Annotated in this window: 13 protein-coding genes; 7 read left to right on the top strand and 6 right to left on the bottom strand. The window is 54.5% G+C overall.

Translation table 11 applies throughout. The features are described from left to right. Positions 1 to 267: 267 nt before the first annotated feature. Together CLV58_RS16680 and CLV58_RS16675 are read left to right on the top strand one after the other, a co-directional pair. Complete coding sequence (locus tag CLV58_RS16680; RefSeq protein WP_106138967.1) at positions 268 to 1,305, top strand: NAD-dependent epimerase/dehydratase family protein; 1,038 nt, start codon at positions 268 to 270, stop codon at positions 1,303 to 1,305. Positions 1,306 to 1,420: 115 nt separating this feature from the next. Continuing rightward, positions 1,421 to 2,821, top strand: coding sequence for a tetratricopeptide repeat protein (locus tag CLV58_RS16675; protein ID WP_106138966.1), 1,401 nt, complete (start codon positions 1,421 to 1,423; stop codon positions 2,819 to 2,821). 111 nt (positions 2,822 to 2,932) lie between these two features. Here the strand turns inward: CLV58_RS16675 and CLV58_RS16670 are convergent, their stop codons facing one another. From CLV58_RS16670 to CLV58_RS16650, 5 genes are all read right to left on the bottom strand, one after another. After that, positions 2,933 to 3,661: a carboxypeptidase-like regulatory domain-containing protein gene (locus tag CLV58_RS16670; protein ID WP_106138965.1), complete on the bottom strand. Its 729-nt coding sequence runs from the start codon at positions 3,659 to 3,661 to the stop codon at positions 2,933 to 2,935. A 126-nt stretch (positions 3,662 to 3,787) separates the two neighbouring features. Next, positions 3,788 to 4,039, bottom strand: a complete 252-nt coding sequence (locus CLV58_RS16665; RefSeq protein WP_106138964.1) for a hypothetical protein — start codon at positions 4,037 to 4,039, stop codon at positions 3,788 to 3,790. Positions 4,040 to 4,142: 103 nt separating this feature from the next. Further along, a complete protein-coding gene (locus CLV58_RS16660) occupies positions 4,143 to 4,976 on the bottom strand; it encodes a phosphatidate cytidylyltransferase (protein ID WP_106138963.1) in 834 nt (277 codons plus the stop codon). After that, positions 4,957 to 5,175 (bottom strand): putative signal transducing protein, encoded by a 219-nt coding sequence (locus CLV58_RS16655; protein WP_106138962.1) that lies wholly within the window; start codon positions 5,173 to 5,175, stop codon positions 4,957 to 4,959. The genes CLV58_RS16660 and CLV58_RS16655 overlap by 20 nt, the downstream gene beginning before the upstream one ends. A gap of 73 nt (positions 5,176 to 5,248) precedes the next feature. Next, positions 5,249 to 6,196 (bottom strand): CPBP family intramembrane glutamic endopeptidase, encoded by a 948-nt coding sequence (locus CLV58_RS16650; protein WP_342748921.1) that lies wholly within the window; start codon positions 6,194 to 6,196, stop codon positions 5,249 to 5,251. Positions 6,197 to 6,341: 145 nt separating this feature from the next. On the opposite strand from CLV58_RS16650, the gene dusB reads away from it, so the two are divergent. From dusB to CLV58_RS16625, 5 genes are all read left to right on the top strand, one after another. Continuing rightward, positions 6,342 to 7,343 carry a tRNA dihydrouridine synthase DusB gene (gene dusB / locus CLV58_RS16645; RefSeq protein WP_106139069.1) on the top strand — a complete coding sequence of 334 codons (1,002 nt, stop codon included), beginning with the start codon at positions 6,342 to 6,344 and terminating at the stop codon, positions 7,341 to 7,343. A 93-nt stretch (positions 7,344 to 7,436) separates the two neighbouring features. Further along, entirely contained in the window at positions 7,437 to 7,937 is a 501-nt protein-coding gene (locus CLV58_RS16640) for an acyl-CoA carboxylase biotin carboxyl carrier protein subunit (protein WP_106138961.1), read from the top strand. A 132-nt stretch (positions 7,938 to 8,069) separates the two neighbouring features. Next, positions 8,070 to 8,798 carry a UMP kinase gene (gene pyrH, locus CLV58_RS16635; protein WP_106138960.1) on the top strand — a complete coding sequence of 243 codons (729 nt, stop codon included), beginning with the start codon at positions 8,070 to 8,072 and terminating at the stop codon, positions 8,796 to 8,798. 94 nt (positions 8,799 to 8,892) lie between these two features. Then, positions 8,893 to 9,453 (top strand): ribosome recycling factor, encoded by a 561-nt coding sequence (gene frr, locus CLV58_RS16630; RefSeq protein ID WP_106138959.1) that lies wholly within the window; start codon positions 8,893 to 8,895, stop codon positions 9,451 to 9,453. A 166-nt stretch (positions 9,454 to 9,619) separates the two neighbouring features. Further along, entirely contained in the window at positions 9,620 to 12,208 is a 2,589-nt protein-coding gene (locus CLV58_RS16625) for a YfhO family protein (protein ID WP_106138958.1), read from the top strand. A gap of 171 nt (positions 12,209 to 12,379) precedes the next feature. Here CLV58_RS16625 and CLV58_RS16620 read toward each other — a convergent pair whose 3' ends face one another. Then, a complete protein-coding gene (locus tag CLV58_RS16620; RefSeq protein WP_106138957.1) occupies positions 12,380 to 13,771 on the bottom strand; it encodes a cytochrome b N-terminal domain-containing protein in 1,392 nt (463 codons plus the stop codon). Position 13,772: the final 1 nt, after the last annotated feature.

Raw genomic sequence — 13,772 nt, 5'->3', positions numbered from 1 at the left:
CCACTTGGTATACAGGGTAACTGTTTGTATCCAGCCGTTTAATCAAGAGATTCTGCCATCGCACGAGTTATTTCATAAACTCGCCTACGTCTATTGTAGCCTTATTTCGATTTTTATTGTACTTATCCTAAACTAATTAGCTTAACAACTACATATGAATTGCAGTACAACGAGCAGGTCCCGTATTTCAGCCTACCATGCCTTGCCACCCCGTGTTGTGCCGATTGGATAACTAGTCAACAAGTGTCCACCACTTTCCTGTAAATAATGCCTTCTGCTTTACCTAAACACGTTTTTGTCACCGGAGCAACGGGCTTGATTGGCTCCCACATCGTTCGTCGTTATCTAAGTGACGGTTATCAGGTGTCGGCTCTCAAGCGCCCGGCTTCCGGCTATGGATTACTCGCAGATATCGCCGATCGGGTTCGCTGGTACGACGGCGACGTACTCGACATTCCATCGCTTGAAGCGGCCATCCAACCTGGCACCGATGTCATTCACGCGGCTGGGCTGGTGTCGTTTCTGGGTCGGGATAACCGGCGTATGGAACGGATTAATGTCGAGGGAACGGCCAACGTGGTAAATGTTTGCCTTAAAGTCGGTGTTCGAAAATTTGGCTACGTGAGCGCGGTCAAAGCGCTGGGGAGACCCAGTCATCGACAGGCATCGGACCCCGAGAGCCGGTTCGAACCAATTCTAATCGATGAAGACCAGAAGTGGGAGGAGTCACCCCGAAACTCGCCCTACGCCAAAACAAAGTACTGGGCCGAACTTGAGGTATGGCGGGGCGTTGCCGAGGGGCTAACGGCCGTCATTATCAACCCCGCTACCACACTGGGCGTTGGAAACTGGGAAAACAGCAGTTTACAGATCGTACGGTACATCGCGAAGGAGAAGAAATTTTATCCCGGTGGGCTGGTCAATCTGGTTGATGTGCTCGACGTGGCTGAGGCAATGGTTCGCCTGATGGAAAGCGATAGTGCCGGCCGGCGATTCATCCTGTGTGGGGGCACCATTCCGTACCAGTCGTTGTTTGATCAATTAGCGAAAGCCATGCATAAACGTGCGCCGGAGGTGCGTGCGGCACGGTGGGTTACGCGTTTGATCTGGCCGCTGGAAGCAGTCAGGGCGTGGTTTCTGCGGACAAAACCGTTAATCACCAAGGAAACGGCCCGGGACTCCAACCTGCTGTATATCTGTGACGGACGACGGATAAAAAAAGCCCTTGGCTTTCAATACCGGCCGCTGGAACAGACCATTCAGCGCGTGGGAGAAGGCTTCCAGAACGGAGAAAAGCGACAGTAACTTTTTGCTGATACTGATTTGGATTTCCGCTAAACGGAGGTATATTGACTAGCCACAGGATAAACCGCGTCGATGATGCGGCCCCTATCCGCTCACCATTTTTAGAGGCACACGTATGGAGCAAGAGTTTGAAGAACGGGAAGGAGATATAAAGGAATCGATACGGCGTTTTGAGCAGATGCTGGATCGGCAGGAGAGTCAGTTCTTCGACCTCGACGTTTATGAGCAAATGGTTGAACATTACCTCAATCAGGGCGATCTGGACAAGGCATTCAAAGCAACCGAAGCTGGTCTTGAAAGCTTTCCGTACGCGTTGGAACTGATGCTCGACAAGGCGCAGATACTGGCCAATTTTCAGCGATTCGACGAATCACTGGGTTTACTGGAGCAGGCTGCTCTGTTCAACCCCGGCGACCTCGACGTATCGTTTATGGAAGGGTCTGTGCTGAACATGGCCGGGCGTTATGAGGAAGCAATCAGCGTGCTGGAAGACCTGCTGGGTCGGGCCGAAGACAAAGACGACATTCTGTTTCAACTGGGCCAAAGCTACCAGAACTGGGGTAAATACGACGAAGCGATCAAGCAGTACAAACGGTCGATTGCGCTGAATATCAACAATGAAAATGCGCTTTACGAACTGGCGTTCTGTCTGGATATTACGGGCGAACTGGAGAACAGTCTGAGCTACTATCAGCAGCTGATCGACAAAGACCCGTATTCGTACAATGCGTGGTATAATATCGGTATTGCCTACAGCAAGCTAGCCCGCTACGCCGAAGCCGCCGAAGCGTACGACTACGCAATTATCATCAAGGAGGATTTTTCGTCGGCGCATTTCAATCTGGGGAACACGTACATGAACCTCAGTCTGTTTGAAAAAGCCGAACAGTGCTACCGCAACACGCTCAAGTACGAGGAAGCGACGGCCGATACGTACTGTCATCTGGGCGCAAGTCTGGAAAAGCAGGACCGGATACCGGAAGCGATTGCGGAGTACCGGGAAGCGATCCGGCTTGATGCCCTGTGGGACGAAGCCTGGCATGGTATCGGCGTTTGTCTGAGCGAATCCGGCAAATGGTACGAAGCACTGCCATTCTTACAGAAGGCGATCAAGATTAACGACAACAACGGAGAGTACTATCTGGCGCTTGCCGAAACTGAGTATAAGGTTGGTAATGTGCTATCGAGCATCGAAGCGTTTGAAAAAGCAGCAGAGGTCGATGGGCAGAACCCAGATGTGTACCTGACCTGGTCGTTGGTGCCGTTTGATCAGGGTGATTTCCTGAAAGCAAACGACATCATTCAGATGGGTATCGACGACATGCCTGCTGAAGCGGATCTGTATTATCGATCGGCCGTGTACCTGATTCATGCCGGCCACTACCGCGAAGCCTTGATTCGCCTGGAAGCGGGTCTGTCACTTGATTACGACGCGCATGTGCTGCTTTTTGAGTTCTTCCCCGAGCTGGAAAAGCAGAAGGCACTGTACAAAATCATCCAGCAGTATAAGAAGTAGTTAGTTTACGGTATTTGGTTACTCTTACCGTAAACTGAATACCGTAAACCGTCCTGATTTGGGCATAAAAAAACCACCGCGAACGGTGGTTTTTTTATGCCCAAATCAGGACTAGTTGCTTTGATTCAGCAGGTCTTTGCGGGATATGTTTTCGGGGGGTGCCTGATTGTATTGCGCCCGCCACTCTTTGCTCTTGTAATCCCCCCGCTTGACGGAGCGGATAAAGTTAGCCCAGGCGAAGGGGTTTGTGAACGCAAACGTTGGCGTAAAACTCCGGTTTGCAATCGACTCCCGACCCAGGAACTGCTGATTCACAAAATTCTGGAAGTTGCCCACGGCTCCCATCGGCATCGTAGCCGCCATGCGCATGATGGCCGCCGGATCGGTGTTTTTAGCCAGGTTAGCCCGCTCTTTCTCGTCGGGCAGCTTCAGATTGACGAAGGCTTCCTTAAACAATTCCTCGGTCGCGTACGGGTAAACCTTGACCTCAGCCAGCGTGGTTACATCCTCCTGCAACGCTACCACCGCCGAATACGTAAGGTCAGCAAGGCGTTGTGGAATGATATGGAACTGCGATTTAAAGCCGACATAACTAAACACGATACTGTCGCCGGGCAACACGGGTAGGGCAAAGTAGCCATTGGGTGCCGTCAGAATACCTTTTCCCGCCCGTGGAATGTACACATACGCGCCCGGCAGCGGCTCGTTATTCTTACCGCTCGTCAGGAAGCCCGTAAACGTAACCTGACGATCCTGCCCCTGCGCGCGAACGGTCGAAAGCGATCCTGCCGTGAGTAGCAGTAACGCCGTGAGCGCCATAAAAACTATCGTGTGCCTCATGCTGACCGAATCAGAACGGATTCTCTACCGATTTCGACAAAATAACGAACGCCGTTCCACACTTTCGAATCCTGTCAAATCATTTAAGATTTGTTAAGAATCAGGCAACTGACGTTTATTCAATCGTCAAAGATAGTCTTTTTTGGCTTCATCAAGGTCAGTTTCCGTAAGTTCTCCCATTTGTCCGAGCGTCGTCAGAACCTCGATCGTGTGGGCGCGGTCGGGGTCGCTGGTTTTGTCGAAAACCATATCGCCGTAGACGGCCTGCTCGACGGCGTCGCGGAGCTGGTTGACGTTAGTTTCCGCAAACGATTCATTCATATTGAGGTGGAGCGGAGGCTGACTGCCGTCGGCGGTTGTTGTCTGTGTCGTGTTCATCAGCGTTTGTATAGGTGTTTGTTAGTGGCTTAACCACAAAAAGGCCCGTTGGTTAGTGCAACGGGCCTTTTTGTTTAACGAAAAATAAACAAGTAGAAAGAAGCTATGGAAACAGTTTCAAAAAGGTGATAATGAAGGGGGCTGCCAGTAGCAAACCGTCGAAGCGATCGAGGAAACCGCCGTGACCGGGAATGCTCGACCCCGAGTCTTTAATGGCAATGCTGCGCTTGAACAGCGATTCGACCAGGTCGCCGTACGTACCGGTTACGACGATAATCGCACCCACGCAATACCACTGCCAGGGGCGCAGCTCGTTGTCGAACAAGGCCAGCGCGAAAGCGACCAGACCGGCGGCAACAGCACCACCGACGGAGCCTTCCCACGACTTTTTGGGTGATACCCGCTCAAACAGCTTGCGTCGGCCGAAGTACGTTCCGGCGAAGTAAGCACCGATATCACTGGACCAGAGCAGCAGTAGGCAACCGATGATCGTGACGGGATGAAAGGCGTTGTCGCGCAGAGCGAGAATAATCAGCAGGGCAAACGGCATCGCGACGTAGATGATCCCCAGAAAGGTAAAGCCGATGTTGGTGAACGGCTTCATGTCGCGCTTTTTGTAAAGCTTGATCAGAAAGATCATCGACGACGCCGGGCAGATCAGGAAATAGCTGCCGGTGCTGATCTGGTTGGTCTCAACGAAATAAGCCAGTACACAGATCATGGTGCCGACGACCGTGCCGTAGGCCGTTAGCGGTTCGAACCCGTCGAGACCGAGCAACCGGTAAAACTCCCGCTGTGTCAGGGCGCTGATAAAACAAAAGAGCAGCGCCAGTGTCCAGGCATCATACCAGATCATGAACAGGATGAGAGGAGCGCCGGCGACGGCTGCAATAACCCGCTGTTGCAGGTTAGTCATGTTAGCTAAAGCTTGCTTCATTCTCCAGAATAATCTTGGCTACAATGGCGTCTTTAGCCAATACGTGAACTTCACTGTTTCCCAGTCCGGCAACGGGATAACTACTACTTTGCCGGTTGACGACTACTGCCGTGATGTTGTGTTCGTGCAACAGTGCTTTGGCTAATTCGGCCCGGTGGGACAGGGGCGTGACGAGTATGGATTCCCAGATTTCGTTCATTCGTTTATTGGATAAATGATTGGATCGTAGCCAGACCAGCCAGACCAGCCGGACGATCTGACGCCGTCGATTGTCAGGCGGATTGGGGCTGGTTGCGTTGGCGGAAGTAGTACAGCAGCCCGGCCGTAAACAAGCCTGAAATCAGGGCACCCAGTACCGGTACCGACTCCGTATTTTCGACGTTGATGCTGGTCATCTTCTGTTGATGCAAGTAGACCATCAGTACGGTAAAGCCGTTGTTGGTGAAGTGGGCCAGAATGGGTACCCAGATATTCCCCGACCAGAGGTACAGATAGCCGAACAGAGCGCCCAGCAACATACGCGGAAAGAAGCCGAGAAACTGTACGTGGACGGCACTGAACAGGGCGGCTGCCAGCCAGACGGCTGCGTGGCGGTTACCGGTCCAGTAGTGTAGCATGCGCTGCAATACGCCCCGGAACAGTACCTCTTCACCAATTCCCGGAATGACGGCGATAACCAGTATGGCTACAACCAGCTGCGCGGGGGACTCGAACGTCGTGAGGAAGCGCGTGACTGATTCCAGACTTTTTTCCTTGGCCCGAACCCAGTTTTCGATAGGAGCCAGCGTCTGCGGTAAATGAATGTTCTGGTTCCACTCGATAATCAACCCGTCGAACGGCATAAACAGAATGACGATCAGTCCGACGATCGACAGGGCGGCTACCCGTTCCAGCGGCCGGTTGTTGAACTGCGGCCACGTGCGTTGTTCAATCCAGTACCAGTAGGCGAGAGCGGGTAGCAGAAACGAGCCCAGGTGGTTGACCGCCTGCAAACTCATCAGCTCGAACCAGCCGCCCGGCAGTGAAGCCGGATCGCTGGCCAGTAGCCGCAGATGCTGCTGTACATCGCCGAAGGAAAGGCCGCCAAACAGCATAAAACCCAGTAACATCAGGAGCGTACTGAGTACACCGCCCATCAAAATAAAGCCTAACAGCATCAGCAACCCGCCAAAGGTGGGCGGTCGTGAAGTTGGTAGTACGCGGGTATAGTCGGCGTTCATAAATCGCGTAAATTTACAGACTCGTTTGTATAATCCGAAAAAGGGAACCGAACGGCCCTTCGAATTGTGCTAAAAGGAAGGTATTGGCCTGCAAGGTCGGAAAAGGACTCGGTTTATGCGCCGGGTAGCGATAATTTACGAACATATGGTACGTATTGGTGATATAGAACTACCAGATTTCCCGTTGCTGCTGGCACCCATGGAAGACGTCAGCGATCCGCCGTTCCGGGCGGTATGCAAGGCCAACGGGGCTGATCTGATGTATACAGAGTTTATCTCGTCGGAGGGGTTGATTCGGGACGCGGCCAAGAGCGTGCAGAAACTCGATATTTTCGAATACGAACGGCCTATCGGCATTCAGCTATTCGGGTCGGACGTGGAGACAATGGGCGAATGTGCCCGTATTGCCAGCCGCGCCAACCCCGACCTGATCGACATCAACTACGGCTGCCCGGTGAAAAATGTGGCCTGCCGGGGTGCGGGAGCGGCTTTATTACAGGACATCCCGAAGATGGTGCGCATGACCGACGCGGTTGTCAAGTCGACGCACTTGCCCGTTACGGTAAAAACCCGGCTGGGCTGGGATGAGAACACCAAAAACGTCGGCGACGTGGCCGAACGGTTGCAAGATATTGGCATCAAAGCGTTGACCGTACACGGTCGGACGCGGGTGCAGATGTACAAGGGTGAAGCCGACTGGACGCTCATTGGCCGCATCAAAGAAAATCCGCGTATTACGATTCCAATCTTTGGAAACGGCGATATCGACTCACCCGAGAAGGCGCTGGAGTACAAAAACCGCTACGGCGTCGATGGGGTGATGATTGGTCGCGCCAGTATTGGTTACCCCTGGGTTTTCGACGAGATCAAGCATTTTGTGAAAACGGGCGAACACCGGCCGGCTCCGACCATCGCCGATCGCGTGGCCGTTTGTCGGCAGCACCTGGATTTTTCGATTCGCTGGAAAGGGGAGATTGTCGGATTGTTTGAGATGCGTCGGCATTACGCCAACTACTTCAAGGGGCTTCCCGATTTCAAGCCGTACCGGATGCAACTCGTCACGACCGACTCGTATGCGGGTGTCAGCGCCGTGCTGGACGAGGTTGCCGAGCGGTACATGGGTGAACTGACAGCGACCGTCCAGTAAGTAAAGCAGAAGCGACACGGCTGGCGTTTGGAATAAGTATAGCCGCTTGGTATCTATGCTTTTCTGATCGCTGCCGACAAACACAACCCCTGCATGTTAACCGCTTCCGTCAACAACACTGAACCCGTTACCGTCGATTTCACCGCCACCGGGCCAACGCTCAACAATGCGCCGTTCCGCTGGGACATGGTTCGGCTCTCGGATCGTACGTTTCATATTCTCCACGAGAACCGGTCGTACAATGCCGAGTTGCTGGAGCTGGATCGCGCGACAAAAACCGTCAGTCTGAACATCAACGGCCATGTACACACCGTTCAGGTGAAAGACCGCTTCGACCAGCTACTGGAGCAACTGGGAATGAGCAATGCGGCAAGCGCAAAAGTTGGTGATCTGAAAGCGCCTATGCCCGGCCTGATCGTTGGTATCAGCGTACAGCCCGGCGACACGGTTGCGAAAGGCGATAGCCTGCTGATTCTGGAAGCTATGAAGATGGAGAACAACCTCAAAGCCAGTGCCGGCGGAACCGTCAAAACAATCCGGATAGCCAAGGGCGATCGGGTAGAGAAGGGCCAGGTACTCATCGAATTTGTATAAACCGGCAGCTTGTCGCGCCGGACAGGGCATATTCGTGTACGCCTGTACGCCAATCGGTGGGGAACCGTAGACGCGTTTGGTTCCGCCCTTCGGCCTTTTTGTTCTATCTTTGCCCCCGCAAAAAGGAACCCCATGACATCACAGACGAACTACAAACGGATTCTGCTCAAGCTGAGCGGGGAGGCACTGGCTGGCCCATCTGGTTATAACATCGACCCTGCCATACTGGAGCAGTACAGCAAGGAGATCAAAGAAGTCGTCGACATGGGGGTGCAGGTCGCCATCGTCATCGGCGGAGGAAACATCTTCCGGGGTGTATCGGGCGAGCGGTCGGGTATCGATCGGGTACAGGGCGATTACATGGGCATGCTGGCAACGGTAATCAATGCCATGGCCATTCAGAGTTCGCTGGAAAAGCACGGTATGTACACCCGGGTGATGTCGGCTATCAAAATGGAGCAGGTCTGCGAACCCTACGTCCGCCGGCGGGCGGTGCGCCACCTCGAAAAGGGGCGCGTCGTTATCTTCGGTGCGGGTACGGGTAGTCCGTACTTCACGACCGATTCGACGGCCAGTCTGCGGGCTATCGAAATCGAAGCCGACGTCGTGCTGAAAGGGACCAAAGTGAACGGCGTTTACACGGCTGATCCCATGAAAGATCCGACGGCAACCCGTTACACGACCATTTCCTTCGACGATGTGTACGAGAAAAAACTCAACGTCATGGACCTGACCGCGTTTACGCTTTGTCAGGAAAACGATTTGCCGATTATTGTTTTCAATATGAACGAAACGGGCAGTCTGCTTCGTATCGTGAAAGGCGACACCGACACCGGTACCCTCATCAGCTCAAAAGTATAGAGCGATCAGGGCGCATCGGCCTGTGCCAGTGTGCTGCCACCAAACCGATAAGCTACCAACGCTATCCTTTTGAAACGTTTCAACTCATAGTAAAATGGAAGAAATAGAGTTATATCTGGACGATGCCAGAGACACGATGGAGAAGGCGATCAAGCACCTGAACATCGAGTTGACAAAAATCCGGGCTGGTAAAGCCAATGCCGGTATGCTGGACGGTATTCAGGTCGAGTACTACGGTATGCTGTCGCCCCTGAATACGATTGCCGCCATCAATACACCCGACGCCCGCACCATTTCGATCAAGCCGTTTGAAAAAAAGATGATCGGCGAAATTGAAAAATCCATCCGGAACTCAAACCTGGGGCTGGCACCTAATAACGATGGTGAAGTCATCCGGCTGAGCATCCCGATGCTGACCGAAGAACGTCGGCGCGATCTGGTGAAGCGGGTAAAGCAGGAAGTCGAAGTGGCCAAGGTGAACGTTCGGAACATCCGTAAAGACACCAACGACGGTATCCGCAAGCTGACGAAAGAAGGCGTTTCGGAAGATGCCGTGAAAGTAGGCGAGGAGCGCGTTCAGAAGTTGACCGATGCCTTTATCGCCCGCATCGACGAAACCTTCGTTGCTAAAGAAAAAGATATTCTGTCGGTATAAAGTCCCTCCGATAGTCGCACGAAACGGCCAGCCCTGCGTCATACAGGGCTGGCCGTTTGCTTATCCCGTACCGGCGGTCGGTCGCTGCTATTGGTGGCTACAATCCGCAGCGACCGACCGCCGTTTTTAGGAAAGCCCTATCTTTGGGTCGTACTGTCTTTTCTCCATGAACCAACCGTCTTTTTTTCAACGCTACCTGCCCCACATCCTCGCGATACTGGGCTTGCTGGTGCTGTCGACCATTTATTTTTCGCCGGTACTATCGGGTAAAACCTTATCCCTGATGGACGTGCAGCAGGCATCGGCCTCGACGCAGGAAATCCGCGAGATTGCTAAACAAACCGGTATCAAGCCCCTCTGGACCGATGCGCTCTTCAGTGGTATGCCGGCTTATATGATCGACTTCGATTACCCGCATATCTACATCTACAAAGCCATTACGGCGGTGCAGAATCTGCTGCCGCCGTTTGCCAGTATCGTGTTCATCATGATGGTAAGTGCCTACGTGCTGTTGGTCGTGTTGGGCTGCAACCCGTGGCTATCGGCGATGGGTGCGGCAGCGTACGGGCTGGGTACGTTCTCGATCATCAGTCTGGAAGCGGGCCACGTATCGAAACTGCTGGCGCTGGGTTACGGTGCGGGCGTGATCGCCGGGGTGATTCTTTGCCTGCGGGGGCGGTACTGGGTCGGAGCGGCCGTTACGGGTCTGTTTCTGAGCATGGAATTCGGGGCCAACCACATTCAGATCACGTATTACCTCTTTCTGACAATTGGCCTGCTGGTGCTGATCGAAGGGATCGCGCTGGTACGGGCTGGCAAAGGAAAGCAACTGGGTGTTGGTCTGGCCGTGCTGGCGGTGGTCGGCGTGCTGGGTGCAGGCAGCTTCGGTAAGCGACTGCTGGTGCTGAATCAGTTCACGAAAGAAACGATCCGGGGCCGCTCGGAACTGACGGCTAAAACCACGAATCCCGATGGGAAGTCGTCAACCAATGAGTCGAAGGGCGGGCTGGACAAGGACTATGCGTTCAGCTACAGTTATGGTAAGGCCGAAACGCTGACCCTGCTGATTCCCAACCTCTACGGCGGTTCGTCGGGTGGGGGACTGACCACGAGTTCGGAGTTTTACAAAGCCATGGTTAGCCGGGGTGTCGATGCGGGCATGGCCAAACAATATGCCGAGCAGGGGGCACCGGCTTACTGGGGGGATCAGCCGATGGTGGGCGGACCGGCTTATGCTGGCGCGGCTCTGGTGTTCCTGTTCGTGCTAAGCATGTTCGTGCTGCGTGGCCCGACGCGGTGGTGGTTGCTGAGTGCAGCCGGGCTGATGATCGTGCTGGCGTGGGGAAAAAACCTGCTCTGGTTTAACGAACTGTTGTTCGACTACCTGCCGTACCTGAACAAGTTCCGGGCCATGACGATGGCGCTGTGTCTGGCGCAGCTGTTTATGGCCGTCGGTGCGGCACTGGGTGTTCAGGCCATTATCGATCAGAAGCTGACGATGGCGCAACTCAAACAACCGCTGACGATCAGTCTGGCCCTGACGGCTGGTCTGTCGCTACTGTTGGCCGTGCTGGGCGGAACCTTCTTCTCCTTCCAGACACCGACCGACCTCGACCAACTGAGCGGTAGTTTCGGCGACGCGGCCCGTGATGTGTTGAACGCCATCATTAGTGACCGGAAAAGCCTCCTGCGAGCCGATGCCTTCCGGTCGGCTATCCTGATTTTGCTGGCGGCCGGGCTGGTCTGGGCGTTCGTCAACAACAAACTCAAGGCGGGGCTATTTTACCCATTACTGCTGGCGGTGGTTGTCTTCGACTTGTTTTCGGTCGATAAACGCTTCCTGAACAGCAACGATTTCATCAGCAAGACGCAGGCAACGGAAGCGTTTGCGCCTACGGCTGCCGATGAGCAGATCATGCAGGACAAATCGCTGGGCTATCGTGTATTCGATCAGTCGCCGAGCTTTATGAGCAGCAACCGGGCGTCGTATTTTCACCGGTCGATTGGGGGCTACAACGCGGCTAAACTGCGCCGGTATCAGGAGCTGATTACCTACGCTTTCCAGACGAACACGCTGAATATTCTGAACATGCTGAATGTGAAATACGTCATTCAGCAGCCACAACAGGCCGATCCCAACAATCCGCAGCAACCCGCCGGACCAACGGCGCTGACCAATCCGGAAGCGTTGGGGGCCGGCTGGTTTGTCAGCAGGCTCATCCCGGCTGCCGACGCTGACGCGGAAATTGCGGCTATGAAAACGCTGAATACGCGCGATTCGGCCCTGGTGAGTCAGGCCGATATGAGCAAGCTGGCTGGTCTGCCGAGTCAGCTGGACCATACCGGCAGCAGCGTACAACTGACGAGCTACCGAGGTGATAAACTGACGTACACGGTGAATGCAGCCCGCGAAGGTGTCGTTGTCTTTTCCGAAGTCTACTATCGGGGGAATGAAGACTGGCAGGCGTTTGTCGATGGTAAGCCCATGCCGCACTTCCGGGCTAACTACGTATTGCGGGCGATGCGGATGCCGGCGGGTAAGCATACCGTCGAGTTCCGGTTCGACCCACCGCTGGCCCATACCGGCGACACCATCGACCTGATCTGCAACGTACTCCTGATCGGTCTGATCGGTTTTGTCGTCGTCAAATCAACCCGCAATCAAGCAAGTGGTAGCGAACCGGTAGCACCTGCTGATCCACTACGACCCGTCGTATCGGAGTCGGTACTGGACGAGCGGAAGAAAAAGCGATAGGTCATACCCGTGCTATACCAGTCAGCCCCGGCAGAAACATATTCTGCCGGGGCTGACTGCTTTTATACTGTGGGTTGACAGTGACCAGGCCTGATTGCCAGTTGCGGTTTCGTGCCGACATGCAGGGCCACATCACCTGCCGATTAGCACGCAGGAGCGTCGCTGAACGTACTATTTCTGCGCGCTTAAGAAGGCGACGATATCGCGGAGTTCGTCTTTGTCCAGCGACCCACCGTAGGCCGGCATATTCCCGCCACCGTTGACGATCTGTACCGTAAGCTGATTGGCTGTCCAGTTTCGGCCAATGTCACTAAGGTTCGGGCCTCTAAGGCCACCTTCGCCATGAACCATATGGCAATATTGACAGCCTTTTTTGTAGAACAGCATGGCCCCGCGTTTGAGCTGTGGGTTCTGGTAACTGACAAGGGTAGCGACTGATTTGGTGTCGAAGCGGGGCGACCACGGTTCGATCTCGCCAATGACCAGCAGCGCCCCGACAAAAATGACTACGCAGATGACCCCGAAGACGGCCCACGGCCGGCGAATCGGGCTGCGTTCGCCCCGGTTCGACAGGAACGGTAACGCGAACAAGGCCAGTACCAGCAGCACCGGTCCGAAAAAGATCAGGTAGGACTCGGTTTTGGGGGGCACCAGGGCAAAGAGCGCGAAGATAGGCAGCATGTACCAGTCGGGTTCGGGCGAGGTGTCGACAATCGACGGGTCGGGTGGCTGCGTCAGCGCGGGTGGTCCAACGACGACGGCCAGGCCAACGATGGTCAGAATAACCAGTGACCCAAAGAGGGCATCGCGCCAGGCTGCGTTTGGCCAGAAAGGTACCCCTTCCCGTTTGAGCATGGTCTCGTACCATGCCCGGTAGGTTTTCGGATCGACAGGTCGGCCTGCTTTGGGTGGTTCAGAAATACCGTTGCGGATGACCAGAAAGAGATGCAGGCCAACAAGGGCGAAGATGAGCGCCGGGAACAGAAAGACGTGGTAAGCAAAAAAGCGACTCAGCGACTGCCCACCGATGGTATCGCCCCCCAGCAGCAGCCGGGCCAGCGTTGTGCCGATCAATGGGATACGACCAAGGTTCTGGGCCGCCACTACCGACGACCACACGCCGTTAGCGTCCCAGCGCAGGAGCTGCCCCGTAAAGCCCATAATGATCGTCAGAAACAGTAGCAGCACGCCGGTCAGCCAGTTCATCTCGCGGGGATATTTGTAGGCCGCCATGATGTATACCCGAATCATGTGTACGCCCACGAACAGTACCATACCCGACGCGCCGAAGAAATGGATGCCACGCAGCACCCGACCGAAGACCGCCTGATCGGTGATAAACTGCAACGACTGGTAAGCCGCATCGGACGATGGCTGATAGAGCAGCGCCAGCCCTACGCCCGTTACTACCTGTAGTATGAAACAGAACAGCGTTGCGCTGCCGAACACATACGCCCATTTCGCCCCCGGTGGTACCAGGTGATTGAGGATTGGCCTGATGGCGGCCATAAGCCCCGTCCGGTCTTCAAGCCAGTCACCCATTTTACGGAGTATCGTCTTCATA

Origin of the sequence: Spirosoma oryzae, assembly GCF_003002825.1 — a bacterium.
GTDB classification, from domain to species: Bacteria; Bacteroidota; Bacteroidia; order Cytophagales; family Spirosomataceae; genus Spirosoma; species Spirosoma oryzae.
The sequence above is the reverse complement of the archived record's forward strand: the minus strand, read 5'-3'. Positions and strand labels throughout refer to the sequence as shown.

What these genes read in the sequence shown, in the direction of transcription:
- CLV58_RS16680 (WP_106138967.1), top strand. Translation starts at nt 268, where the DNA reads ATGCCTTCTGCTTTACCTAAACACGTTTTTGTCACCGGAGCAACGGGC.
- CLV58_RS16675 (WP_106138966.1), top strand. Translation starts at nt 1,421, where the DNA reads ATGGAGCAAGAGTTTGAAGAACGGGAAGGAGATATAAAGGAATCGATA.
- CLV58_RS16670 (WP_106138965.1), bottom strand. Translation starts at nt 3,661, where the DNA reads ATGAGGCACACGATAGTTTTTATGGCGCTCACGGCGTTACTGCTACTC.
- CLV58_RS16665 (WP_106138964.1), bottom strand. Translation starts at nt 4,039, where the DNA reads ATGAACACGACACAGACAACAACCGCCGACGGCAGTCAGCCTCCGCTC.
- CLV58_RS16660 (WP_106138963.1), bottom strand. Translation starts at nt 4,976, where the DNA reads ATGAAGCAAGCTTTAGCTAACATGACTAACCTGCAACAGCGGGTTATT.
- CLV58_RS16655 (WP_106138962.1), bottom strand. Translation starts at nt 5,175, where the DNA reads ATGAACGAAATCTGGGAATCCATACTCGTCACGCCCCTGTCCCACCGG.
- CLV58_RS16650 (WP_342748921.1), bottom strand. Translation starts at nt 6,196, where the DNA reads ATGAACGCCGACTATACCCGCGTACTACCAACTTCACGACCGCCCACC.
- dusB (WP_106139069.1), top strand. Translation starts at nt 6,342, where the DNA reads ATGGTACGTATTGGTGATATAGAACTACCAGATTTCCCGTTGCTGCTG.
- CLV58_RS16640 (WP_106138961.1), top strand. Translation starts at nt 7,437, where the DNA reads ATGTTAACCGCTTCCGTCAACAACACTGAACCCGTTACCGTCGATTTC.
- pyrH (WP_106138960.1), top strand. Translation starts at nt 8,070, where the DNA reads ATGACATCACAGACGAACTACAAACGGATTCTGCTCAAGCTGAGCGGG.
- frr (WP_106138959.1), top strand. Translation starts at nt 8,893, where the DNA reads ATGGAAGAAATAGAGTTATATCTGGACGATGCCAGAGACACGATGGAG.
- CLV58_RS16625 (WP_106138958.1), top strand. Translation starts at nt 9,620, where the DNA reads ATGAACCAACCGTCTTTTTTTCAACGCTACCTGCCCCACATCCTCGCG.
- CLV58_RS16620 (WP_106138957.1), bottom strand. Translation starts at nt 13,771, where the DNA reads ATGAAGACGATACTCCGTAAAATGGGTGACTGGCTTGAAGACCGGACG.